The sequence below is a fragment of the Acinetobacter sp. 1542444 genome (genome assembly GCF_000581835.1).
Classification (GTDB): domain Bacteria; phylum Pseudomonadota; class Gammaproteobacteria; order Pseudomonadales; family Moraxellaceae; genus Acinetobacter; species Acinetobacter pittii.
The window spans coordinates 1-23548 of sequence record NZ_JEYA01000011.1; the positions used below are offsets into that span (position 1 = coordinate 1).

Annotated in this window: 26 protein-coding genes; 17 read left to right on the top strand and 9 right to left on the bottom strand. The window is 38.3% G+C overall.

Annotation, left to right across the window (positions count from 1 at the left end; genetic code table 11):
• Positions 1 to 430: 430 nt before the first annotated feature.
• Genes J580_RS22360 through J580_RS22370 form a run of 3 tightly spaced genes read left to right on the top strand, consistent with a single transcriptional unit; the run spans position 431 to position 2657 of the window.
• On the top strand, positions 431 to 934 hold the full coding sequence (locus J580_RS22360; protein ID WP_002117836.1) for a YfiR family protein: 504 nt from the start codon (positions 431 to 433) through the stop codon (positions 932 to 934).
• Positions 935 to 939: 5 nt separating this feature from the next.
• Positions 940 to 2163 carry a diguanylate cyclase domain-containing protein gene (locus J580_RS22365; RefSeq protein ID WP_005065229.1) on the top strand — a complete coding sequence of 408 codons (1224 nt, stop codon included), beginning with the start codon at positions 940 to 942 and terminating at the stop codon, positions 2161 to 2163.
• A 14-nt stretch (positions 2164 to 2177) separates the two neighbouring features.
• Positions 2178 to 2657, top strand: coding sequence for an OmpA family protein (locus tag J580_RS22370; RefSeq protein WP_002117846.1), 480 nt, complete (start codon positions 2178 to 2180; stop codon positions 2655 to 2657).
• 50 nt (positions 2658 to 2707) lie between these two features.
• On the opposite strand, the gene J580_RS22375 is transcribed toward J580_RS22370, so the two are convergent.
• Positions 2708 to 3718, bottom strand: coding sequence for a metallophosphoesterase (locus J580_RS22375; RefSeq protein ID WP_032006015.1), 1011 nt, complete (start codon positions 3716 to 3718; stop codon positions 2708 to 2710).
• Positions 3719 to 3824: 106 nt separating this feature from the next.
• Between J580_RS22375 and J580_RS22380 the strand changes: the two genes are divergently transcribed.
• Complete coding sequence (locus J580_RS22380) at positions 3825 to 5450, top strand: phospholipase D family protein (RefSeq protein ID WP_032006017.1); 1626 nt, start codon at positions 3825 to 3827, stop codon at positions 5448 to 5450.
• Here J580_RS22380 and J580_RS22385 read toward each other — a convergent pair whose 3' ends face one another.
• Positions 5451 to 6260: a lysophospholipid acyltransferase family protein gene (locus J580_RS22385; RefSeq protein ID WP_032006019.1), complete on the bottom strand. Its 810-nt coding sequence runs from the start codon at positions 6258 to 6260 to the stop codon at positions 5451 to 5453. It lies immediately after the preceding gene.
• A gap of 218 nt (positions 6261 to 6478) precedes the next feature.
• Here J580_RS22385 and hflX point away from each other — a divergent pair, with 218 nt between their 5' ends.
• From hflX to J580_RS22405, 4 genes are all read left to right on the top strand, one after another.
• On the top strand, positions 6479 to 7822 hold the full coding sequence (gene hflX / locus J580_RS22390; RefSeq protein WP_014207696.1) for a ribosome rescue GTPase HflX: 1344 nt from the start codon (positions 6479 to 6481) through the stop codon (positions 7820 to 7822).
• Positions 7823 to 7855: 33 nt separating this feature from the next.
• Positions 7856 to 8227: a hypothetical protein gene (locus J580_RS22395; protein WP_002117849.1), complete on the top strand. Its 372-nt coding sequence runs from the start codon at positions 7856 to 7858 to the stop codon at positions 8225 to 8227.
• 10 nt (positions 8228 to 8237) lie between these two features.
• Complete coding sequence (locus J580_RS22400; RefSeq protein WP_032006021.1) at positions 8238 to 8912, top strand: LrgB family protein; 675 nt, start codon at positions 8238 to 8240, stop codon at positions 8910 to 8912.
• 82 nt (positions 8913 to 8994) lie between these two features.
• On the top strand, positions 8995 to 9438 hold the full coding sequence (locus J580_RS22405) for a DUF2147 domain-containing protein (protein WP_002117847.1): 444 nt from the start codon (positions 8995 to 8997) through the stop codon (positions 9436 to 9438).
• Between the two features lie 93 nt (positions 9439 to 9531).
• Here the strand turns inward: J580_RS22405 and J580_RS22410 are convergent, their stop codons facing one another.
• The 3 genes from J580_RS22410 to pdxA are packed head-to-tail and all read right to left on the bottom strand — an operon-like array spanning position 9532 to position 12194.
• The gene (locus J580_RS22410; RefSeq protein WP_032006023.1) at positions 9532 to 10374 is read right to left on the bottom strand and encodes a symmetrical bis(5'-nucleosyl)-tetraphosphatase; all 843 of its coding nucleotides are present in this window, start codon (positions 10372 to 10374) and stop codon (positions 9532 to 9534) included.
• On the bottom strand, positions 10375 to 11187 hold the full coding sequence (gene rsmA / locus J580_RS22415; protein WP_005065242.1) for a 16S rRNA (adenine(1518)-N(6)/adenine(1519)-N(6))-dimethyltransferase RsmA: 813 nt from the start codon (positions 11185 to 11187) through the stop codon (positions 10375 to 10377).
• A gap of 23 nt (positions 11188 to 11210) precedes the next feature.
• Entirely contained in the window at positions 11211 to 12194 is a 984-nt protein-coding gene (pdxA, locus tag J580_RS22420) for a 4-hydroxythreonine-4-phosphate dehydrogenase PdxA (RefSeq protein WP_081309249.1), read from the bottom strand.
• 173 nt (positions 12195 to 12367) lie between these two features.
• Here pdxA and rplM point away from each other — a divergent pair, with 173 nt between their 5' ends.
• From rplM to J580_RS22465, 9 genes are all read left to right on the top strand, one after another.
• Positions 12368 to 12796 carry a 50S ribosomal protein L13 gene (rplM, locus tag J580_RS22425; protein ID WP_002117832.1) on the top strand — a complete coding sequence of 143 codons (429 nt, stop codon included), beginning with the start codon at positions 12368 to 12370 and terminating at the stop codon, positions 12794 to 12796.
• A 12-nt stretch (positions 12797 to 12808) separates the two neighbouring features.
• Positions 12809 to 13195 carry a 30S ribosomal protein S9 gene (gene rpsI / locus J580_RS22430; RefSeq protein ID WP_002048725.1) on the top strand — a complete coding sequence of 129 codons (387 nt, stop codon included), beginning with the start codon at positions 12809 to 12811 and terminating at the stop codon, positions 13193 to 13195.
• Between the two features lie 174 nt (positions 13196 to 13369).
• A complete protein-coding gene (locus tag J580_RS22435) occupies positions 13370 to 14023 on the top strand; it encodes a glutathione S-transferase N-terminal domain-containing protein (RefSeq protein WP_005065247.1) in 654 nt (217 codons plus the stop codon).
• A gap of 6 nt (positions 14024 to 14029) precedes the next feature.
• Positions 14030 to 14464, top strand: a complete 435-nt coding sequence (locus J580_RS22440; RefSeq protein ID WP_005065250.1) for a ClpXP protease specificity-enhancing factor — start codon at positions 14030 to 14032, stop codon at positions 14462 to 14464.
• 17 nt (positions 14465 to 14481) lie between these two features.
• On the top strand, positions 14482 to 15138 hold the full coding sequence (locus J580_RS22445) for a hypothetical protein (RefSeq protein ID WP_005065252.1): 657 nt from the start codon (positions 14482 to 14484) through the stop codon (positions 15136 to 15138).
• Positions 15139 to 15477: 339 nt separating this feature from the next.
• Complete coding sequence (locus J580_RS22450; protein WP_003656109.1) at positions 15478 to 15837, top strand: hypothetical protein; 360 nt, start codon at positions 15478 to 15480, stop codon at positions 15835 to 15837.
• A gap of 83 nt (positions 15838 to 15920) precedes the next feature.
• A complete protein-coding gene (locus J580_RS22455) occupies positions 15921 to 16886 on the top strand; it encodes a hypothetical protein (protein WP_032006027.1) in 966 nt (321 codons plus the stop codon).
• A gap of 8 nt (positions 16887 to 16894) precedes the next feature.
• Positions 16895 to 17455 carry a GTP-binding protein gene (locus J580_RS22460; RefSeq protein WP_032006029.1) on the top strand — a complete coding sequence of 187 codons (561 nt, stop codon included), beginning with the start codon at positions 16895 to 16897 and terminating at the stop codon, positions 17453 to 17455.
• A complete protein-coding gene (locus J580_RS22465) occupies positions 17448 to 17867 on the top strand; it encodes a roadblock/LC7 domain-containing protein (protein ID WP_002117819.1) in 420 nt (139 codons plus the stop codon). Before J580_RS22460 ends, J580_RS22465 begins: the two co-directional genes overlap by 8 nt.
• A 55-nt stretch (positions 17868 to 17922) precedes the next feature.
• Here the strand turns inward: J580_RS22465 and J580_RS22470 are convergent, their stop codons facing one another.
• Genes J580_RS22470 through J580_RS22485 form a run of 4 tightly spaced genes read right to left on the bottom strand, consistent with a single transcriptional unit; the run spans position 17923 to position 23548 of the window.
• Positions 17923 to 19863 carry an acetyl/propionyl/methylcrotonyl-CoA carboxylase subunit alpha gene (locus J580_RS22470; RefSeq protein WP_017482425.1) on the bottom strand — a complete coding sequence of 647 codons (1941 nt, stop codon included), beginning with the start codon at positions 19861 to 19863 and terminating at the stop codon, positions 17923 to 17925.
• 18 nt (positions 19864 to 19881) lie between these two features.
• Positions 19882 to 20718, bottom strand: coding sequence for an enoyl-CoA hydratase/isomerase family protein (locus J580_RS22475; protein ID WP_032006031.1), 837 nt, complete (start codon positions 20716 to 20718; stop codon positions 19882 to 19884).
• 16 nt (positions 20719 to 20734) lie between these two features.
• Positions 20735 to 21892: an acyl-CoA dehydrogenase family protein gene (locus J580_RS22480; protein WP_032006032.1), complete on the bottom strand. Its 1158-nt coding sequence runs from the start codon at positions 21890 to 21892 to the stop codon at positions 20735 to 20737.
• A 42-nt stretch (positions 21893 to 21934) separates the two neighbouring features.
• Entirely contained in the window at positions 21935 to 23548 is a 1614-nt protein-coding gene (locus tag J580_RS22485) for an acyl-CoA carboxylase subunit beta (protein WP_032006034.1), read from the bottom strand.

A 23548-nucleotide genomic window follows, 5' to 3' on the forward strand; every position in this document is an offset into this window, starting at 1 on the left:
AATTATTTCGATTAATCAATCAGTAAAAATCCACACAAGTTGTTCTTCAATTCTCTTAATGATCTTCTTCCTGGTTCGTCACCAGCAAGCTAGGTCGGCTATATTACTCTTAATCTCTTAAAAGTCAACAGGTAATTTCGATATTTTTAAAACTTAATCTTAAAACCAACTTACCATCAAATTCATCACTTAAAGCAACCAACTCAATTCCAAGTAACTGTTTTTCAACAAGTTTCTATCTGCATCACCGCCGATGGATGTGCATTATAGACCATCTCATCCCCTTTGCAACCCTTTTTTTAAATCAATATCATCAACTGGACAATTTTTAAGCTTTTTGGTCACTTTTAGATGAGATATTAAACTTTTTTTACGTTATCAACTTCATGTAGAATAGATTATTCGTGCAATAGTTTGGCATTAACTCACCATGTGGCAGTTCGCTAAAAAAGTATTTGTTTGCATACTTGTAGTGCTTGCTACGAGTGGGCCTTGTTATGCCAATTCAAAACATAATTTCTATGTACTTACTTTATCTATCCTAAGCTACAGTAAGTGGGAGAATGTAAATACTCCTACTCTTTGTGTAATTGATAACCCTTCTATTACATCTACTTTTCAATCTTACATCCAGCAAATGTCTTATAATTATCGTGTTCAAACTGTAAATGCGAAAGATTTTGCTCGGTCACATTGTCAGGCTGTCTATTTTTCTAGTACTTCTCCGCAGCAACAACAAAACCTTATTCAAAACTATCCTTATCATTCTTTACTTTCTTTAAGTATTAATAATTCAGAGTGCGAGATAGGAAGTATCTTTTGTTTATATACTCAGAATAATTACACTACCTTTAAAGTTAACTTAGATGCTTTAAGTCACTCCAAAGTCCATATTGATCCGAGAGTATTACTCTTGGCTAAGAATGCGGAGTAAGGATCATGATATCAAAGTTGTATCAGTCCACTTCACTACACGCATTATTTAGAAAATCTCAATTTACTATTTTTGCTATTACTTTTTTTATTTGCTCTTTTACGTTTGTCTCAATTTCCGTTTTTACTATGGAAACTTATGCCAAACAGAATTTGCAATTGCTTAGTCATACTCTATTAGAGCGTATTCAGCCTGCAGTCGTGTTTAATGATAAAATTACAATAGAGCAGATTTTGAATGAATATACGAATGATCATTCAATTCGTACTATTCATATTTATGATTCAGAACATCATCTGATCGCCCAAAGTTTTAAATTATCAAGTCAAACTTCAATTTTAGAAGGCTGGTTTGATCACTGGTTTTTAAATGAGCCTGTTCATCTTACAATTTATCATCATGAACAAAATGTAGGTGAACTCACACTTTTTGGTAGCTCTGAAAAAATATTGCAGTTCCTCAAAATGATTATGGTAGGGCTTGCGATTGCAATGTTGTTTATTGTTTGCGCTTTATGGTGGTCAGTGAACTTAACTTATCGTCAAATTATGCAGGCTATTTACCCACTTACTAATATTGCTCAAATTGTAAGTGAACAAAAAGCTTATAATCTTCGTTTTCCTTATAACCGAATTAAAGAATTTCAAGATTTAAATACCGTTTTTAACGAGTTACTTGAAGAAATTCAAATATGGGATAACCAGCTACAAAAGGAAAATCGTAAATTATCCTTTCAGGCTCATCACGACCAGCTCACCTTATTACCTAATAGACATTATTTTTACCAAATCCTTTTAGACATGTTTGAAGATAAAGGGTTTGATAATAAGTCTGCATTATTATTTATAGATAACAATAACTTCAAAGCAATTAATGACCAATTTGGCCATTTAGCTGGCGATGAAGTTTTAAAAGAAATGGCGAATCGCCTGCAAACTCGTTTGCGTCATCAAGATTTTATTGCAAGGTTAGGTGGTGATGAATTTGCTGTCATTTTGCATTCCATTAGTCATGCTGATCATTTAATATCTATTGCTGAAAATTTACTCGAAAGCTGTAAAGAACCTTTGCATCTAAATGGTCAAACCATTTACTTCAGTTTCAGTGTAGGTATTGCTTTATCACAATTTGCATCTAGCCCCGAAGATTTCATTATGCAAGCAGATCAAGCAATGTATAAGGCTAAAAATTCGGATGAACACTGGTTTATCTATAAACCTGAAAATTAAATTTAGGCTAATCTATGAATACAAGATCTTTAAAACTCTCTTTTATTGCATTGCTATGCATTACTCTTGCAGGGTGCCTGAGTTTTGGTCCATTAAAATATCGTCAAGTAAAATTGCTCAAAAAAGAAGGTTTCGTTCTTACTGATGAAGGCTGGACTTTAGGTTTACCAGAACGCTTATTATTTGACTTTAATAATGCGCAGTTAAAACAAAGTCATGAAGCTGAATTAGTACGTCTAGCAAATCAATTGAATAAATATGACTTGAATAAATTGAAAATTGTTGGTCATACTGATGATGTTGGTGATGCTACATATAACCAAAAGTTATCTGAAGAGCGTGCTCAAAGTGTGGCAAACCTTTTCTTAACACGTGGATTTAAAAAAGAAAATATCTACGTGATTGGCCGTGGTTCAACGCAACCTTATGTGCCAAATACAACCAATGAAAACCGTGCGATTAACCGACGTGTTGCGATTGTCGTTATTCCATAAGTAGATTTAACTCATAAAAAAGCCAATCCTCTGTGATTGGCTTTTTTATTTTAAACTAGCTCAATAATATCAATGGTTGGTGGCACTCTGAAACGCAAAGGAATTCCAACCATTCCTGTACCAACGGTAACAAAGACATCCGCATGCTCGTGAGAGTAAAATCCACGCTTATGACCTAAAATTGATACTTTTTTCATAATATAGTTAGTCAACCATGGAAGCTCTACCTGCCCTCCATGTGTATGCCCAGATAACATTAATGGTCGATTCGGTAATTTAGGTACCATATCTACCGTATCAGGGTTATGAGATAAAATTAACCAAGGCTTGTCTTGCGGTAAATCTGGCATAGAGCGCATATCGGTTTTGCCTGCCCAGAGGTCACCAATACCAATCAAACGGAACTCATCGAAATCAACAATCTTACCTTCAATATCAACAACTTCATTATAAAATAGGGCATCTTTTAATAGTTGCTGAATTGGTGGGCCAGGATATTGCTCATCATGATTCCCAGGAACAGAATATACAGGTGCCTGAATTTCTTTTAAAACTCTTAACTCTTCAATCAATCTGTCTTCCGGCTCATATGTCCAATCACCAGCGACTACCACTAAATCAGGTTGCTGTTCATTTAATTTTCTAACTATGGTTTTGAGCTGACGTTCATGCCCTGAAAATAAACCAATATGTAAATCTGCAATTAAGGCTACTTTTACTGGCTTATCAAAACTACGATCTGGGTTTAAGCGATATTGATGAGTATCAACACGGACTAAATGAGGTTCGATAAATCGGGCGTAAATTAACACGCCACTTAAGAAAAAGATGAAAATACCTTGATGAATTGAGTAGTAACCAATCCAAGCAGCATATAAATTAAAAAACCAGAGAGGAATAAGTAGATAAGAGAGATAAAATGCGAGTAGATGTACAAAAGCTTTAAATGGATGAATCGTCTCGGTTCGTGATTGATGAATCCAAGCCTCAGAAATTCCCCATAGAGCAAGTATTGAAAAAATAAAGTAAAAACAAAAAATGATTGAATTCGGATTCCACATTACGACTCTCGACTTATCTTATATTGATTGCTAGTAATCAAATTCAATATTTATCTTTCAATATGCACGAATTATACTCTAGCTCACCTTATCGTATGTACTGATTATGGCACAATCCTTTCCTTCCAAACAGCTTCAAACGAATCAACAAGCTCAAGGCTTTTTGATAAAAGCCTCTATAGTCCTATGTTCAAGTTTTGCTGTGGGTTTGACAGGATGTAGTACTCTGCCAAAACATGGGGTTGAACCAGTACAATATGCTAAAGATATTGATACCTCTGAGACTTCACTTGCTAAAATTATTACACCTTTACGCCAGCAAAATCCAAAGTTAACGGGTTTCCATGTTCTAAATGATCCGCTGGAGGCTCTCGCGGCCCGACTCAGATTAATTGATAAAGCTGAAAAGACTTTAGATTTACAATATTACATTTGGGATAATGACAAAGTTGGTGCTTTAGCCTTGCACGCGATTATTCGTGCAGCTGATCGAGGTGTAAAAGTCCGACTTCTTATTGATGACAATAATGCAAAAAAAATTGAAGGGATTTTACTGGCCCTTTCTCAGCATAAAAATATTGAAGTTAAGCTTTTTAATCCCTATCGTTTCCGTAAATACCGTGCGATGGATATGGTGCTGGATTTAAAACGTATCAATCGTCGTATGCACAATAAAAGTTTTATTGCCGACAATGAGGTTGCTCTTATTGGCGGGGGTAACATGACCAATCAATATTACAATGTAAGCGATAGCTATCAGTTTTCTGATGTCGATGTAATGTTGGTAGGCGCTGCTGTTGATGATATCGTAAATTCGTTTGATGATTACTGGAATCATGAATATGCATATTCAGTTCAAAGTATCGTAAGTCCTGAGCAGCACCGTTTACGCTATGAAGGCTTAAAAGAACAACTCGAAGCACACTATCAACAAGCTACCGTCCAAAACTTTTTAAACTTAACCGCAAAATCTCATGCATTTGATCAATGGCTAAATCACAATATTCAATTTGATTGGGTCAAAGCAGAAGTCGTAAAAGACTCACCTGATAAAATCAAATCGAAAGCTAAGAAAGAAGAACACCTCAATTTCCAGTTAATTAATCATTTGGAAAAACCAGAAAGTAACGTTGACTTAATCTCTGCTTATTTTATTCCTGAAAAACAAGGTGCCAAGATTTTAAGCACGCTTGCCAAAGAGGGTGTTGAAGTTCGAGTTTTAACGAATTCTTTTAAAGCAAATGACGTTGCTGTTGTACATGCCTTTTATGGGAAATATCGTAAAGAATTGCTTAAAAACGGCGTACAACTTTATGAATTTTTACCAACACCAGATAAAAGAGATCTAAATAAAAATACAGATGAGCTTGCCACTAAAGCTAAAGTAAATATGAAAGGGCTAAGCCGATCAAGTTTACATACTAAACTGATGGCATTAGATGAGCAGGTTTTTATTGGTTCATTTAACTTTGATCCGCGCTCAGCTTACCTAAATACTGAAATTGGTGTGATTTTAGATAGCCCATCGCTGGCTAAGACGATTCACCATACAATGGATGAAAATTTAAATAAGTATGCTTATAAATTAAAGCTCGACACTAACAATCACATTTATTGGCAGCAAGAAACTCCAAATGGTCCTGTAATTTATAGACAGGAACCTGAGATGAAATGGTGGCAAAAAGCAGGCATGAAGTTTCTTTCATGGCTGCCACTTGAAGGATTTATGTAATTAGTTTCTTGGCTTAAGTACTTTCTGATGTAGTTGGGCCAAACCTTCCACCATTTTTTCTTGAACTTCGCGCGTTAAACTTTTGACGTCATGCCCTTCCACTGAAATAGGAGGCAAAGTTAACAGATGAGCTGTTACTTTAGGCATTTCAAGTACGCGTTGAATATGTTCGGCAAATGTCATGTCACCAATGAATGGCGCAACTGTATCTAATTGTCCATCGCGATTTACATAACAAATCAAACAAACCTGTACTGGACGCTGTGCTTCAATCGCTGCTCCTAGTAATCGTCCATGTACTTTTTTAACAGAATGCCCATCTGTAGTTGTGGCCTCAGGGAAAAATAATACGGGAATATTCTGTTTTAAAAATTCAGCAATTTGCTCACGAATTCTGACGGAATCGCCAGATCCACGCTTAATAAATAACGTTCCACCACTTTTGGCTAAATTTCCAAGAATAGGCCAATTTTCAATTTCAGCTTTAGCCAGGAAGAAAACTCGCGCACCTGAGCCTAGAACTGCAACATCTAACCAAGAAATATGATTACTTACCCATAAAGCTGGTTCTCTAGGAATTGTGCCATGCACTTCTATATCTAAATTGAAAACCTGACATAAACGGCGGCAAAAGTATTGGACATAACGTGTATTAACAGGATTATTAGGATCTTTATAAAGCCCATGTCGATAAACTAGATAAAAACCTTCACTAATTGCGGCCGTGGCAGAAGTGACCTTTTTTCCGTATAAACCTATTTTTGATAATTTCTTTAACGTTGAATTAACTATACTTTGCGTTTGAGCCATAAAATTTCACTAACGATTAATCATTGTTATACCCATCTCAAGTCATTCTATACGTTTCGTAATAAACTTGCATTGACGTTAGAGAACGGCAAATAAAATAAATCTAAACACTAGACTAATCTCATATAACTAATCTAAAGGATAAGAACAAACGCTTTCCCCTTTTGCTTAAGTTTCCTCTAGAATAAAGTTTTCCCATTTTCAGGATTTATAGCCACGTGGAATATGTTGATCGGCATCAAGGCGGTGAACGCACAATCTTAGTGAGTGTTTCTGTACAATTATTAGATGATCTGGATGCCGAAGAGTTTGCTCTACTTGCACAGTCTGCTGGTGCAGATATCCTTGAACATATTAAGGTTCAGCGTAATAAGCCTAATCCTAAATTTTTTATTGGCTCCGGAAAAGTCGAAGAAATTGCAGAGCAAGTTCAGGAGCTAGAAGCGAGTCTGGTTATCTTTGACCATGCGTTATCACCTGCTCAAGAACGAAATTTAGAAAGAATATTAAAATGCCGAGTTATTGACCGCACAGGCTTAATTTTAGATATTTTTGCGCTGCGTGCCCGTACACATGAAGGTAAGTTACAAGTCGAACTTGCTCAGCTTAAACATTTATCTACTCGTCTTATTCGTGGTTGGTCTGCCGACTTTGAACAACAAAAAGGTGGTATCGGCTTACGTGGTCCTGGTGAAACACAACTAGAGACAGATCGCCGTCTCATTCGTGTTCGTATTACCCAATTAAAAGATAAATTAGACAAAGTCCAACAGACTCGTATGCAAGGGCGTGCTGCAAGACAAAAGGCAGCTATTCCAACAGTTTCATTAGTAGGTTATACCAACGCTGGTAAATCGACTTTATTTAATATTTTAGCTAATAGTGATGTATACGCAGCTGATCAACTATTTGCAACACTCGATCCAACCCTACGCCGTTTAGACTGGGATGGTATCGGTACTGTTGTACTCGCGGACACCGTAGGTTTTGTACGAAACTTACAGCATGATTTGGTTGAATCATTTAAAGCAACACTTGAAGAAACACTAGAAGCAACCCTTTTACTGCATGTTATTGATAGTAGTAGCCACGACATGCTTGACCAAATTGAAGCGGTTGAAGGCGTATTAAAAGACATTGGTGCTGATGCTCCCGTACTTCGGGTATACAATAAAATTGATCTAAGTGGTGAAGAGGCCAAAATTATTTATGCCGAACCACATGTACCAGATCGAGTTTATGTTTCAGCTCATTCTGGTCAAGGTCTAGAGTTGCTCCAAAAAGCAGTGCAAGAATGCTTAATGGGCCAAATTCAAAAGTTTTCACTCGTGCTTAAGCCTGCTTATGGCAAATTACGTACTCAACTTTATGCCTTAAATGTGATTGAGTCTGAACATTATGATGATGCAGGCTTATTACATATTGATGTGAAGATTGCACCACATAAGTTAGAAAAGCTGATTCGCCAAGCAAAGCTTCCATTGGATGAAATCTTGGGAGAACACGCGAGTCAATTTAAGCGCCCCTTGGAAGAGTTTGAAATCAAGGGCGATATCAGTTAAAACTTGATAAGTAAACTTTTAGAGATAAAAAATATGGATAAGATCAAAAGTATAGACTGGACAGCATGGGTAATTACATTACTACTCATTATTGGTTTTCGTGAAGGCTCTGTCGTTGTCATGCGTGCTTTTGGTCATCCAGAATTAGGTAATCTGGTCGGTTTAATCAGCTTACTTATTATTTTACTGATTTGGAGAAAGTTTAAAAAAATTCCACTTCGAATAGTAGATACCAATAATAAAATCATGAAAGAAAGTGGATTCGCGTTTTTACCTATCTGTGCAGGTTCATTAATTATGCTCGTACATATGGGTAAGGAAATTCCATTATTTCTTTTTGTTTTAGTGGTCAGTACCCTTATACCTTTGTGGGTCTATGCAAAAATGGCAAAACGTTGGTTATAAGGAGAATAAAATGTTTACGATTTTCTACGGATTTTTGATCACACTCATTGGTTATCTGTGTGCAAAGCCTTTAAACCGACGTTTCCCTCAAGTTCCACTTTTAGTTTTCGGCATGTTCATTGTGATTGGCTTACTTTCAGTTCTACATGTGCCATATGAACAGTATCGCTTTTATGTGAATGACTTATTTGGTCATCTATTAGGTTATGTCACTGTAGCCTTAGCCATTCCTTTAGCTGCAATGCGTTACGATGATCTTCCAATTAAATCGGTCATTGGTATTTTACTTTTTGCAAGTATTAGCGCCGTTGCTCTACCTATGGGGCTGGCTTACTTATTACATATGTCTGAACCTACCATTCTTGCATTTGCCACCCGTGCAGTAACCACTCCAATTGCTCTGAACATCGCGACTTTATTACATGCTCCTGAAACACTCGTAACCCTTATTGTTATTTTGTCTGGGGTAATTGGCGCAGCATTCTCACCATTCTTACTTAAACATATTCATGATGAGAGAGCATCAGGTTTAGCCTTAGGTTTAGCTGCACACGCCATCGGAACAGCTCAAGCTTGGCAACGCGGGCCTGTTGCAGGCCGTTACGCTGCATTTGGTATGGCATTGAACGGTGTATTTACTGCAATTTGGCTACCAACATTAATGTTATCTTTTGGAACACCATAATTAAGAAGTTGATTAAATAAACATTGAACGGTCTATCAATTCCAAATAAGATGACCTTTCAAAGTTAAAAGGATTTTTAATTATGGGGAAAATTTTTATTGGAGCTCTGCTCTTATTGGGGATTAATACTGCTACATTCGCAGCAGATATTACAGGTCTCTGGCAAACAATTGATGATAAGACAGGTGCTCCTAAAGCACAGGTAGAAATACGAAAAGAAGCGAACGGGACATATGCTGGGAAAATTATCAAAGTAACGCCGCGCCCAGGTTATACGCCTAAAGAAATTTGTGATAATTGCCCTGCGCCATATACCAATAAACCGATTTTAGGTCTGGATATCGCAACTGGTTTAAAACAGGTAGATGGACTGAACTATACTGGCGGTAAAATTTTAGATCCAAATACTGGCAAAGTTTACGGACTTAAAGCAAAACTTAGTTCAACTGGCAAACGCTTACATATGCGCGGTTATCTCGGAGTTTCAGCTTTAGGGCGTAATCAAATCTGGATTCGAGTAGAGTAATAGTTCCTAATAAAAAAGCCGCTTCTGCGGCTTTTTTTATTTTTAGCTCAGCTACAAGCTTCATCTTGCACTCATAGAAAAACATTGCTTTTCTTATATTTGCACAGGATTTTCAACAGAAAAAATTTCTTTGTCTTCAAGTCGATAAGCCATTAATTTTCTGCCCCAAACACAGCCACCATCGATATTCTGGATCTGCTTATTAATAGTTCGGCCCTCGAGCGCAGCCCAATGACCAAAAATAATCTGATGAGTTTGTGCGGCTTTACTCGGAAATTCAAACCAAGGTAAATAACCATCCGGCATTGGTGCATCCAAAGAATCTTTAAAACTAAACTCTAAAGCCCCTTCGGCATTCGTTAAACGCATGCGAGTCAAATAATTGGTAATACAACGTAAACGCGCAGAACCAGTTAGGTTATCTTCCCACAAATCTGGTTTAGAACCATACATGTCTGCTAAAAAAGCATCCAATACAGATAAATCTTCATTTGCGAGTACAGCCTCAACCTCTTTTGCCAACATTACAGTTTTTTGCGCATCCCAAATACAAGGTACGCCAGCATGAGTAAGGATCGTATGCTCGTTTGGCAATAAACATAATGGCTGTTTACGTAACCAATCGATTAACTCATCACCATCAATAGCATCAATAACGTCTTGGGTACGATCTTTTTCTTTAATCTCTTTTAAACCACGCGCACCCGCAATTAAAGTCAGGTCATGATTTCCAAGTACAGTTGCAGCAGCTCCACGATCAGCAAGCTTTTTAATAAAACGTAATGCCCCTACCGAGTTTTCACCACGTGCGACTAAATCACCAGCAAACCATAAAAAGTCTTGATCTGGATCAAAACTTATTTCTTTAAGCAAGGCTTTTAGAGCTTCAAAACACCCCTGCACATCGCCAATAACATAGTTAAAACGCTTAGTCATTTACGCCACCATTTGATCGGCCAAAGCAACAAATTGGGCAAGTGTTAAGGTCTCTGGACGAGCCATCGGATCAACACCAGCTTTTTCAAAGCCATCTTCTGCAATCATACCTTTAAGACTGTTTCTTAATGTTTTGCGGCGCTGAGTAAATACATGGGCAACCAGCCGAGCTAAAGCTTTTTCATCTTTTGCTGTAATTGGCTTTTGATCATAAGGAACAAGGCGGAAAACAGCACTCGTTACTTTAGGTGGTGGGTTAAATGCACCAGCCGGCACTTCAAATAAAAATGTTGGTTGACAGTAATATTGAATCATTACCGACAAGCGTCCATATTCTTTCGTATTCGGTTCAGCAGTAATACGGTCAACCACCTCTTTTTGCAGCATAAAGTGCATATCTTTAACTTTGCTGCCAAATTCCAAGAGATGAAAGAGTAATGGGGTTGAAATGTTATAAGGTAAGTTACCGACTACACGTAATGGTCGGCCATCTTTTACCAGTTCGCTAAAGTCATATTTTAATGCGTCAGCTTCTATAATCGTCAAACGTTCAGGATGTGGAACACGTTCTGGTAGCCCAGCAGCTAAGTCACGATCTAGCTCCACTACTGTTAATGCATCACATTCCCCAATTAAAGGAGATGTTAAGGCAGCTAAACCAGGTCCAATCTCGACAATATTGTCGCCTGTACGCGGACTTACAGAGCGCACAATTTTGGCAATGACTCGTTGATCATGTAAGAAGTTTTGACCAAAACGTTTACGAGCTTTATGCCCTTCATCTTTCGGGTTTAGGGCATTAATTTGATACATAGAACATTTCCAACATGAAAAATTTAGCTCGCTGCTAAAGATAAAGCTAAATCAACAGCGACATTTAAACTTGAGCTTTTTGCCAAACCAGTCCCAGCCAAAGACAACGCAGTGCCATGGTCAACCGAAGTTCGAATGAAAGGCAAACCCAATGTAATATTGATGGCTTCACCAAACCCTTGTGATTTTAACACAGGTAAACCTTGATCATGGTACATGGCAAGTACAGCATCTGCATTTTTAAGATGTTCTGGAGTAAACAAGGTATCTGCCGGCAAACTTAAACTAATTTTAAGCCCTTGCGCTCGATAGCTTTCGAGTACTGGATTAATGGTTTCAATCTCTTCACGGCCCAAATAACCATCTTCACCTGCATGAGGATTTAAACCACACACGAGTACACGTGGGTCTGTAATCTTAAATTTAGTTTTTAAGTCATGCAGTAAAATATCAATAACCTGATGCAATCGCTCTTTGGTAATTGCATCTGCTACATCTCTTAAAGGTAAATGTGTAGTTGCTAACGCGACACGCAAGGTTTTGGTTGCAAGCATCATAACGACACGCTCTACACCTGCAAACTCTTGATAATATTCAGTGTGACCACTAAACAAAATACCAGCATCATTAATAACCGATTTTTGCACGGGTGCCGTGGCTACTCCCACACTTTTACCAGACATCGCATAATCAGCTGAACGACGCAGTTGCTCTAATACATAAGCTGCATTAGCTGGGTTTAATTGACCATCAATGACAGCTGCTTCTAAAGGCACATGTTCTATATAGAGTTCATTCAGAGATGACGATTCAGGCTGTCCGGTATATTCTATAAATTGAATATCGACCCCAATTTTTTGGGCACGTTGCTCTAATAAGTCTCGGTCACCCAAGATAACAACAGGGCGTTCATCAACCCGCTTAGCCAAGCTCAAACAGATATCTGGACCAATACCAGCCGGCTCACCGGAAGTGACATATAATGGCAGCACAATCACTCCAGACACATAACAAGAATTTGTTTGATTTTAACATATCTGACATTCATCAGTTTATGGATTAAATTATATGGCTTAAACTGGATTTTTCTTGTGAGTTTGGACAAACTCGTTTAGAATGCTCGCTCCTTTTGTTTGGACAGATTCCATAGTCCAAACCAACTATAATAGGTAGTGGTTTAATGAAAACTCTCAGCGCTAAGCCAGCTGAAGTTCAACATGACTGGTATGTTGTTGATGCTTCTGGCAAAACTTTAGGTCGCCTTGCGACTGAAATCGCTCGTCGTTTACGCGGTAAGCACAAAACTTCTTATACTCCTCACGTTGACACTGGCGATTACATCGTTGTGATTAATGCTGAACAAGTTCAAGTGACTGGTAAAAAATCACTTGATAAGAAATATTATCGCCATACTGGTTTCCCTGGTGGTATCCGTGAGACTAACTTCGAGAAGTTAATTGCTCACAAACCTGAAGCTGTTCTTGAAAAAGCGGTTAAAGGCATGTTACCAAAAGGTCCTCTTGGTTATGCAATGATCAAAAAAATGAAAGTGTACGCTGGTACTGAGCATCCGCATGCTGCTCAACAGCCACAAGTTTTGGACATCTAAGGGATACAGCACATGGCTACTAATTATGGTACAGGTCGCCGTAAGACCGCAACTGCACGTGTTTTCTTGTCAGCTGGTACAGGTAAACTCGTTATTAACAACCGTACTTTAGAGCAATATTTCGGTCGTGAAACTGCTCGTATGGTTGTTCGTCAACCTTTAGAACTTTTAGAAGTTACTGAAAAGTTTGACCTTTACATCACTGTTAAAGGTGGTGGTATCGGTGGTCAAGCTGGCGCGATCCGTCACGGTATTACTCGTGCGCTTATCGCTGCTGACGAAACTTTAAAACCTGTTCTACGTCAAGCTGGTTTCGTTACTCGTGATGCTCGTGAAGTTGAACGTAAGAAACTTGGTTTACGTAAAGCTCGTAAGCGTCCTCAATTCTCTAAACGTTAATTCGTTTATCGAGTTGGACAAAAAGCCTTGGATTTTTCCAAGGCTTTTTTATTATGAAAATAGAGCCACCAAATACAAACTTATAAATATAAACAAACTATCTCTTTAGAACCGTGATTTCCTACAGCATTTTTAGTATCCTAATCGATTCACTCAACCACGTCGTCTTGTGATATGTCGGTCGAAAACACCTCTATTCAGGGGATTACCCTGTACAGTCATGCTGATGATTTCCGTTCTCATTGGATTCGTTTCTTATTAGCAGAAAAACAAATCAAATATCAATTAATCATAACTGACCATGAAGACGAAGATTTAGCCAGCTTAAATCCTTACAACCAATTACCGATGCTGGTCGAACAAAATCTTAAATTATTTTCAGCACCTATCATCGCTGAATATTTAGATGATCGTTATCGTCAAAGTAAGCTTTATGCCGATGCACCTATGATGCGTGCAGAACAGCGTCAGTATATCTGGAGACTTGAAAACGACTGGTTTAAGTTAGCAGATCACATGTTAAAACATGCGGACTCTCTAAATGTCGAACAAAAGCAAAAAGCTCAAAAAGAACTACGTGAAACATTAATTTCACTTACTCCCCTATTTCAGCATTTTCCGTATTTCATGTCTGAGAATTTTACAATCTTAGACTGCATGCTTGCGCCTATCTTTTTAAGATTAAATAGCATGGGAATTGATTTACCCAAACAGCACTGTCGACCTATATTTTTGTACTGTAAACGTATCTTTGAACGGCCTTCTTTTGCTAAATCAATGACGCCTCAAGAGAAAAACCGTTACAATGAACTATTAAATATGGAATAGCGTGATATGTCTGAGCAAACTATTGATTTAACCCCTACACGTCCTTATCTTGCTCGTGCAATCTATGAATGGATTTGTGATAACCAACTTACTCCTTATCTATTAGTTGATGCGACACAACCGCATACCGACGTTCCGCAACAATTTGTTAAAGATGGGCAAATTGTTCTAAATATTGTGCCCCATGCAGTTCATCAATTGCTTATTACCAATGAAGCTATTACTTTTTCAGCTCGTTTTGGCGGAGCATCAAAAGACATTTATGTTCCTATTCAAGCGGTTTTAGGGATTTACGCACGAGAAAATGGACAAGGTTTATTCTTTGATCCTGAAGAATATGCCAATGTAACACCTGTAGAAAATACAGTAGAGTCAGAAGTACAAGAAGCAACTGAAACAACATCGACTAAGAAAAAACCATCGTTAAGAATTTTAGATTAAATTTAGAGGAAGAAAGCATGGCATTTGATTTAGTCCAATACTTTGCTGAGCAGATAAAAATTCAAAAGCCTCAGCTTTTAAATCAATATCCAGTTAATGAAAAAAATAAACTGATTGATGAGGTGAATATTCTTACGCTTGGAAAACTGATTAGTTTATGGCGTCAGAATGACAATAAGATTTATCAAGAAATCAAAACCTCAGATCCACTTTATATTCAAGAAGTTGCTCGTCATTTAACGACTTCTAAACATAATCAGTCGACTTTAAAAAATTCAGAACTAGAACAGAGTATTTCTGAAATTTTAACTTTGCAGTTAGCAGAACTTAATCAGCTCGATGAAACAGGTGGTTTTGGGCATAATGGCTTAAAAGAATTAATTTTAGGTCAGATTGAACACTTATCAGGTCAAGCTGAAGATTGGGTTTGGTCAACAAACCACCTAAATGAATTAATTGGTTCTAAACCTGTGGAACAAGAAGAGCTATCATTGGATACAACAATGAAGGAGTTCAACCAAATGGTTCACCAAGCCCAACCTCATCATGATGACGTGCATATTGAAGAACAAGCTGCCGAAATTTCTGTACCTACATGGTCAAAGATTGTTGCCCCTGTAGTTGCTTTAGCAATTTTGGGCTATCTCTACTGTATTTATACACAGCTCGTTTAATTTGATTTTTATATAAAAAAGGGGAATTCATTATTCCCCTTTTTATGATTAAAATTAGAATATTTTATTTTTCAATATTTTATTAACATTCTATTACAATTGTTTTATTCAGATTTTAAAATATATAATGTAAAACTCAGCACAATATTAAAAGTATAATGTAAAAATAATCTTATAATATTTTTTATAATCTGACATTTTCTGTCACTTATTTCCCAAAACAACAATTTCTCTATTTCTTTGATTTATTGACTTCAAATTGAGCAGAAATATAATGAATTTCAACTACTTTTAGGAAAAAGTAGTAAATATAATTTTAGAATCCTGAGAGATAAAAACATGGCTAAACTTTCTTTAGATAGCTTAACTGAAATTGATGGTTTTATTGCATCTGCACTTGTTGATTCAGAAAGTGGTTTATCACTTGCAACTCAAGGTGGTGGGGAAATTGATTTAGAATTGGCAGCTGCCGGCAATACAGAAGTAATCCGTGCAAAACGAAACATCGCCAATGCTTTGAAATTAAATGACAATATTGAAGACATTTTAATTACATTAGGTAAGGCATACCATTTAATTAGACCTCTAGAAAGCAATAATAATTTATTCCTTTACTTAGTCCTTGACCGGAGTAAGTCAAATTTAGCAATGGCTCGCCACGAGTTAAAGTCATTTGAAAAAGAGTTAGACTTTAGCTAATTAATCTGAAATGTGCTTTTTATACCTATTATAAAGAGCACATTAAAACCCCTCTCTTATTCAATAAAATTTAATGTGATACTATGGATAGGCATTGCATAAATATTGCAACCTCTGGTTTAAGCTTAAAAGTTTCGGATGAATTAAAAACTTTAATCAGAAATCTAATATCTAATCAGCACGATATTAATTGGGTTAATATTTCTAATATTCATATTGATCTATTATTAATTAACGAAAACTTTTTTGATTCAGATAATATTCAAAATATTCTTCAAAAGAAAAAATGTCCTTATTTAAAAATTAGTAAAACTCCCTCAAAAAATGGATATCAAGTTGATGAACACACCCTGCATCTGCCGCTAGAAAAAGTAGAGTCTTTACTTAACTGGATAGAAATAAACTTATTATCGTATTTGAACAAAAAAAATACTGCCGTAGTTTCAGATTTATCAAATGAGCTACTGTTGATTGATGATAAGTTTATAAGGAATTTACACAGTCCAGAAAATGCCAGACTACATATTTTTGATGATAAAGGTACTCTAGCCATTATTGATAATAGAACTCAAATTGCTTGGTTAGAGCCATCACGCCAACATACGCAAACCAATCAAAGCTTTGATTTTACTTTTGCTAATACTTCAGACTTCACTAAGGTTTCGCGTAAAAAAGATTATTATTTACAGGACTGGTTATGGAATCTGATTTGGAATTCAAACAATTTTGAAAATCTAGCCTCGAAGGATAGCTATTTTAAAATTGATCATTGGCCACAGCCCTATCAAAAAGAATATAGAAAAGTGAGCCTACAACTCTCTGCATGCTTTATACAGGGAGCAAAAATTACTGATGTGGCTAACCAGCTTAACTTATCAATTGATGATGTCTTACGCTTCATTACAGCTTGCTTAATGGCAAATAATGGAAAATTTGTTTCTGCAAGCAAATGCACTTACACGCCAAATTTGTACTTAGAGAATTCAAATACAGAGAATCATTTTTTTAAAAATTTTATAGGGAAAATTAGACGGCGATTTGGTCTTTAAGGGAAGTTATGATTATACAGCAATATAAAATTGTCTTTGCAGGTAGCATGGGGGCAGGAAAAACAGAAGCGATTAAATCGCTATCTGAAATTCCAATTCTAGAAACAGAAGCATTCAATACAGATGTTCAAAGCCATCAGAAAACCCAGACCACTGTAGGCATTGATTATGGTGAAATTACTTTAGATGATGGAATCAAAATCGGACTCTATGGAACCCCAGGACAAAGCCGTTTTGATTTTATATGGTCGGTCATTTGTGAAGGTGCAATCGGTGTTATTTTATTATTAGATCATAATAGCTCTAATCCAATTGCCGAGTTAGAAAGCTATTTAGAAACCTTTAAAAATTATAACGACAATATTGCGATTGGTATTACTCATGTTGACGAAAATAAAGAGTCATCACTTCAACAATATCGTCATTGGATAAAAGCAAATGCACTACCATACCCTCTTTTTTTTATTGATGCACGTGAGCAAGAACAAATTTTAATGATGGTTGAATCATTAATTGCATCACTTGAAGTCAAGGTAGGCTTAACATCTCAAGGGAATGATCATGCTTAGTATCCCAACTCAAAAGCGAACCGCTCCAACACAGTTACTACAACTTGCAAAAGCCGAAGCTCATAATATTTTGATGAATACGCGTGGTGTAGATTTTGTCATGATTTGCTCTTCTGATGGTTTTGAATTAGCAACAGTGAGCCACAAGAACCACCATAACACTACTAAGTTAGCAGCCGTAAGTAGCTCAATTTTGGCAATGGTCACTGCATTTTTAAAAGAGATTCAACTCACGGGCTGTAACAACATTACTTTAGATGCAGATAATGGCAAGGCCATTTTAACTGCTATTCCTGCTGTTCATCACCCAATGGTCATGGTTACGCTAAGTAATAAAGAAGTCCTTTTAGGTCAACTACTATATAGCCTAAAAAAAGCAAGTCAGACAATTGCAGAGGCCGATGGAGAATAAATCAGGACTCCTCATTTAAAGTAAAATACCGCTCATATAGAGCGGTATTTTTTTACTAGATTTGAATAGTAAATAACATCTGCCGTTTTTTTACTTGCTGACCTTGCTGACCTAAAACATCTTCAACTACACCATCCACATCCGATTTAATCTGCTGTTGGATTTTCATGGCTTCAAGCACTAATAAAGTTTGGCCTTTTATGACTTGATCACCTTTATTGACCAATATATTTACTACCGCACCATCCATTGGCGCACGAATTTTGCCATCACCAGCCACATCAGCTATCTCTGGGGCGGCATAAGTTACGTTGCGAATTGCAACATTGCCATTATCTCGATCTAAATAAAGTTGATCACCATCCAGTACATATTGCACACGGCGACATACACCATCAATTAAATAAATTAATTGCTCTGGCGTTCTCTCAAGCACTTCAATACAAACTGATTGATCACAGAGCTCTACCGTAAACGTGTTATTTACAGATGAAAGCTGTAATTGAATTTGCTGTTCATCATATTTAAGTTTTAATGGTAATGGTACACCTAATCCAGTTTGCCACACCGCAGTACCTGTACTTTGACTAAATAATGCAGCAGCAATGGCTAAGGTTTCTAAAGATAGAACCTGCTTATGTAGACTGCTGTCATTTTGAAAATGCTGTTGAATGAATGCGGTATTGGTATCACCAGCCACAACAACGGGATGGCGTAATAAATTGACCAAAAATTGTTTATTACTGTTTACACCTAACAAAACACAGTCATCAACTGCACGCGCAAGTAAGCGAATCGCATCCTCACGGGTTTTCCCATATGCAATTACCTTCGCCACCATCGGGTCGTAAAATGGGCTAACCTCATCAGTTGCCAACATCCCATGATCAATCCGTACATTTGGCAAAGTTGCGGGCTTCCAGCGTAAAACTTTTCCTGTTTGGGGTAAGAAATCCCGACGAGGGTCTTCTGCATACAAACGTACTTCAATAGCATGTCCGTTTAAAGTCAATTCATGTTGTTGCAGTGGTAAATGCTCACCATTGGCAACACGCAACTGCCATTCAACCAAGTCCAATCCTGTAATAAGCTCAGTCACAGGATGTTCTACCTGTAAGCGGGTATTCATTTCCAAAAAATAAAATGCACCCGACGCATCAAGTAAAAATTCAACCGTTCCCGCACCAACATAAGCACATGCTTTTGCCGCTGCCACAGCTGCCTCACCCATTTGCAGACGTAGTTCAGGTGTCATGACTGGACACGGCGCCTCTTCAACGACCTTTTGGTGACGGCGCTGGATTGAACAATCACGCTCAAACAAATAAACATAATTGCCGTGTGTATCGCCAAAAATCTGAATTTCGACATGGCGCGGAGCAATGACAGCTTTTTCTAAAATAAGCTCGCCTGAACCAAAGGCATTTTCAGCTTCTGAACGCGCAGTTTGTAAAGCTTCCACCAACTCAGAGAGGTGCTGTACCAAACGCATGCCACGACCGCCACCACCCGCAGAGGCTTTTACCATAATTGGAAAGCCAACTTGCTCAGCTTGAGCTGTTAAATATTCAAGGTCTTGACGATCGCCTTCGTAACCCGGCACACAAGGTACACCTGCTTCAATCATGGCAATTTTTGAAAGGCGTTTACTGCCCATTAACTCAATTGCAGAAGCGGTAGGCCCAATAAACGTAATCTGGTTATCGATACACGCCTGAGCAAAATCAGTATTTTCAGACAAAAAACCATAACCCGGATGAACTGCATCAGCACCTGTCTTTTTGCATGCATCTATTATCTTGGTAATTGAAAGATATGACTCAGATACTTTTGAAGCACCAATATAGACAGCTTCATCGGCCTCTTGCACATGGCGAGCATGACGGTCTGCATCGGAATAAACTGCGACAGTTTGATAGCCCATTGCCTTAGCAGTTTGCATGACTCGAACTACAATTTCACCACGATTGGCAATCAGTACTTTTGAAAATTTCATTATTTTTATCCCTATCGCTTATGATTCATCGGCCCAATTCGGCAACCGTTTCTGGATAAAAGCCATCGTACCTTCTTGTCCTTCGGCACCACCAACCGCTTGAGCAAACTGCTGTGCAGCATCATTAAGCAATTCATTTAAAGGTTCATTGAGCGTTCGATGTAACAGTGCTTTAGTCGCACGCGAAGCTTGAGGAGCTGCTCGTTTAATTTGCTGAATTGTTTCTTGTAAAGCTTGCTCAAGTTCAATTTCATTATGTGCAATTTGATGAACCACACCGACATTCAGTGCCGTATGCCCTTCAAAGCGCATACCTAATAAAGCTAATCGACGAGCTTGAGTCAGGCCAATACGTTTCACCACAAAAGGAGCAATTTGCGCAGGAATTACACCTAGACCCGTTTCAGGTAAACCAAACTGGGTATTGTCACGACTAATGGCAACATCGGAAACACATGCAAGACCAAATCCCCCACCTAACACTGCCCCCTCTAAAATGACCACAACAGTCTGTGGTGCAGCTTCAACTTGCTCAAGCATGGCACCAAAACGGCGGTTAAAGTCAGCATAAGGTTGTAGACTGCCGACATGAGTTGCTTCAACTCGTAAGGCAGCCATGTCTTTAATATCCCCACCTGCACAAAAAGCCCCGCCTTCACCACGGATAATCACCGCACGAATCGAAAGGTCATCGCGAATAGCAGCAAAAACTTGTTGAATGGCATTCACCATATTCAAGTTCATGGCATTACGGCTCTCTGGTCGATTTAACCAAAGGTATAAAATACTGCTGTCTTGTTCTAATTGAATGCTGTCATCAAGATCTAAAGCTTGTAAAGATATCGAAAGTGTCATGGTGTATTCCTTATTTTTATTTCTGCTTTTTAGGCAGAATGTCCATCAACTTACAGATAATCCCTAACATAATCTCATCTGCCCCACCGCCAATAGAGCCTAATCGACCATCACGATACAGCTGTGAGGCAGGGTTATCCCACATAAAGCCGTTACCACCCCAGTATTGCAGACAACTATCAGCAACTTCACGAGTTAAACGTCCAGCTTTGAGTTTTGCCATAGACGCCAACATCGTGACATCTTCGCCCGCAATATGCTGTTCGCATGCTTGATAAGTTAATGCTTTGAGTGCTTCCACTTCGGTCATAAGTTCAGCAAAGCGGAAATGGATATATTGGTTATTAATGAGGGGTTGACCAAAAGTGGTACGCTCTTTGGTGTAATTAATCGTTTGCTGAATACAATGCTGCAAGCCGCCAATCGCATTAGCACATGCCCATAAGCGCTCTTCCTGAAATTGCATCATTTGCATCATAAAGCCCATACCTTCAACACCCACCAAGTTACGCTGTGGTACACGTACGTTGTCCAAATAAACTTGTGCTGTAGTCGTTGAACGCATCCCTAATTTATTTAATGGTTCTGAAAAACTAATCCCTTTAGTTTTTGCCGGCACAATAATCATCGACTTATTAACGTGAGGTTTATCATCAGACGTGTTGGCTAAAAGGCAGAAGAAGTCGGCCTGCAAGGAGTTGGTAATCCACATTTTGCTGCCGTTAATGACATAGTCATCGCCATCTTTTTTTGCAGTTGTTTTAATAGCAGCAACATCCGAACCAGCATGTACTTCTGATACTGCAATCGATGCAACATATTCCCCTGCAATCGCTGGTGTTAAAAACTCATTACGTAATTCTTTACTACCAAAACGTGCCAAAGCAGGTGTTGCCATATCGGTTTGTACACCAATAGCTAAAGGCACCCCGCCACAAGCTGCATAGCCAATTTCTTCTGCAACCACGAGGTTATATGAATAATCTAACGCTAAACCGCCATTTTCTTCTGGCTTGCAGATTCCTAATAAACCAAGATCCCCCATCTTCTTAAATACTTCATGGATTGGGAAACATCCCGCGGCCTCCCATTCTGGAATATGTGGATTCAGCTCATTTTGAACAAATTGACGAGTTGTACGGCGCAATGCTTCATGTTCATTAGTAAATTTCATTGTGTTATTCCTATTAATTTTTTTAATTGCGGTAAAGGTTGATTAAAAACGGGACACACCAAAACGAGTTGGATTTAGCTCTCGTTGCTGTGCTTCATAAATGGTCTGTAAAAGGAAAATTAATAATTTTCGGGTATCTCGCGGATCGATAATGCCATCATCATGTAACATGGCCGTATTAAAAAGTGCGGTAGATTGCTGTTCCAATTTCATCGCTGTACTTTGCTCAAGAAAATCGAGCATTTGCGGATTCGGCTCCTGCCCTGAAGCTTTTTGTTTCCCTTCAGCAACAATACGCAGTACCTTTCCAGCTTGTGCAGCACCCATTACGGCAACATGCGAATTTGGCCAAGCAAAAATAAAATCTGGCGATAAACTCCGACCACACATTGCGTAGTTACCAGCGCCATATGCCCCTGCCACAACGATTGAAATTTTAGGTACGGTACAATTGGCAACCGCTTGAATCAGTTTTGAGCCATGTTTAATAATGCCATTTTGCTCGGCATCGGTTCCCACCATAAAACCAGTGGTGTTATGTAAGAATAATAACGGGCGGTTAGTCTGTTCACATAAGTGAATAAACTGAGCTGCCTTCGCCGCCCCTTGAGGTGTAATCGGACCATTATTAGTAATAATACCGATGTGTAATCCGCCAATCTTCGCCCAGCCACACACCGTTAAATCATCATATTCCTGTTTAAATTCTAGAAAATCTGAATCGTCAATAATGCGGGCAACCACTTCTTTCATATCAAATGGTTGTTTAGGATCACTTGGAATCACACCCAATAATTCCTCGGTATCGTAACGAGGTTCTTTATAAGTTACATCAACTGGTTTGATTTGCTCTTTCCAGTTCAGATGTTCAAAAATTTCACGTGCAAGTCGAATACCATCAGCATCATTTTCAGCCAAATATTCTGCTGTTCCAGCGACCTGCGCATGCATTTCTGCCCCGCCCAACTCTTCAGCTGTTGCCACTTCGCCAGTGGCAGCCAAGAGTAAAGGGGGACCTGCAAGAAGCATCTCTGTTTGCTTACGTACAGCAATTACATAATCTGAAAGACCGGGCTGATAAGCACCACCTGCCGTTGCATTACCATGCACCACTGCAAGCTGTGGAATCCCCGCCGCAGAAAGACGTGCCTGATTGGCAAATGTCATACCGCCATAAGTAAATACTTCCGCAGCATAATTAAGGTTTGCACCACCACTTTCGGTCAGCGTAATCAGTGGGAGTTTTTGTTCTAAGGCAATTTTTTGCAAACGCAAAGTTTTCTGTACACCCATGGGTGACATGGTCCCACCTTTAATCGCGCTATTACTTGCAGAGACCAGACAGCGCACACCACTCACAAAACCAATGCCGGCAATTACACCACCACCAGCTTCGGAGCCATCTTTATCATCATGCATGTTGTAGCCAACCAAACCACACAGCTCAACAAAAGGTGAATCAGCATCGAGTAACAACCGTACACGCTCATGCGGCAGAATCTTGCCCTTTTTATCGAACTTCGCTTTGGCAGCATATGATTTATCAATGCTTTTTTGCTGAATTGCACGGACTTCACTCAGTTGAGTAAGCAATGTCTCTTTATTCTTTTGATACTGTTCACTACCAACAGCAATTTCGGATTGGAGAATAGTCAC

Coding starts and splice junctions, on each gene's coding strand:
- J580_RS22360 (WP_002117836.1), top strand. CDS start 431: ATGTGGCAGTTCGCTAAAAAAGTATTTGTTTGCATACTTGTAGTGCTT.
- J580_RS22365 (WP_005065229.1), top strand. CDS start 940: ATGATATCAAAGTTGTATCAGTCCACTTCACTACACGCATTATTTAGA.
- J580_RS22370 (WP_002117846.1), top strand. CDS start 2,178: ATGAATACAAGATCTTTAAAACTCTCTTTTATTGCATTGCTATGCATT.
- J580_RS22375 (WP_032006015.1), bottom strand. CDS start 3,718: ATGTGGAATCCGAATTCAATCATTTTTTGTTTTTACTTTATTTTTTCA.
- J580_RS22380 (WP_032006017.1), top strand. CDS start 3,825: ATGGCACAATCCTTTCCTTCCAAACAGCTTCAAACGAATCAACAAGCT.
- J580_RS22385 (WP_032006019.1), bottom strand. CDS start 6,260: ATGGCTCAAACGCAAAGTATAGTTAATTCAACGTTAAAGAAATTATCA.
- J580_RS22395 (WP_002117849.1), top strand. CDS start 7,856: ATGGATAAGATCAAAAGTATAGACTGGACAGCATGGGTAATTACATTA.
- J580_RS22400 (WP_032006021.1), top strand. CDS start 8,238: ATGTTTACGATTTTCTACGGATTTTTGATCACACTCATTGGTTATCTG.
- J580_RS22405 (WP_002117847.1), top strand. CDS start 8,995: ATGGGGAAAATTTTTATTGGAGCTCTGCTCTTATTGGGGATTAATACT.
- J580_RS22410 (WP_032006023.1), bottom strand. CDS start 10,374: ATGACTAAGCGTTTTAACTATGTTATTGGCGATGTGCAGGGGTGTTTT.
- rsmA (WP_005065242.1), bottom strand. CDS start 11,187: ATGTATCAAATTAATGCCCTAAACCCGAAAGATGAAGGGCATAAAGCT.
- rplM (WP_002117832.1), top strand. CDS start 12,368: ATGAAAACTCTCAGCGCTAAGCCAGCTGAAGTTCAACATGACTGGTAT.
- rpsI (WP_002048725.1), top strand. CDS start 12,809: ATGGCTACTAATTATGGTACAGGTCGCCGTAAGACCGCAACTGCACGT.
- J580_RS22435 (WP_005065247.1), top strand. CDS start 13,370: ATGTCGGTCGAAAACACCTCTATTCAGGGGATTACCCTGTACAGTCAT.
- J580_RS22440 (WP_005065250.1), top strand. CDS start 14,030: ATGTCTGAGCAAACTATTGATTTAACCCCTACACGTCCTTATCTTGCT.
- J580_RS22445 (WP_005065252.1), top strand. CDS start 14,482: ATGGCATTTGATTTAGTCCAATACTTTGCTGAGCAGATAAAAATTCAA.
- J580_RS22450 (WP_003656109.1), top strand. CDS start 15,478: ATGGCTAAACTTTCTTTAGATAGCTTAACTGAAATTGATGGTTTTATT.
- J580_RS22455 (WP_032006027.1), top strand. CDS start 15,921: ATGGATAGGCATTGCATAAATATTGCAACCTCTGGTTTAAGCTTAAAA.
- J580_RS22460 (WP_032006029.1), top strand. CDS start 16,895: ATGATTATACAGCAATATAAAATTGTCTTTGCAGGTAGCATGGGGGCA.
- J580_RS22465 (WP_002117819.1), top strand. CDS start 17,448: ATGCTTAGTATCCCAACTCAAAAGCGAACCGCTCCAACACAGTTACTA.
- J580_RS22470 (WP_017482425.1), bottom strand. CDS start 19,863: ATGAAATTTTCAAAAGTACTGATTGCCAATCGTGGTGAAATTGTAGTT.
- J580_RS22475 (WP_032006031.1), bottom strand. CDS start 20,718: ATGACACTTTCGATATCTTTACAAGCTTTAGATCTTGATGACAGCATT.
- J580_RS22480 (WP_032006032.1), bottom strand. CDS start 21,892: ATGAAATTTACTAATGAACATGAAGCATTGCGCCGTACAACTCGTCAA.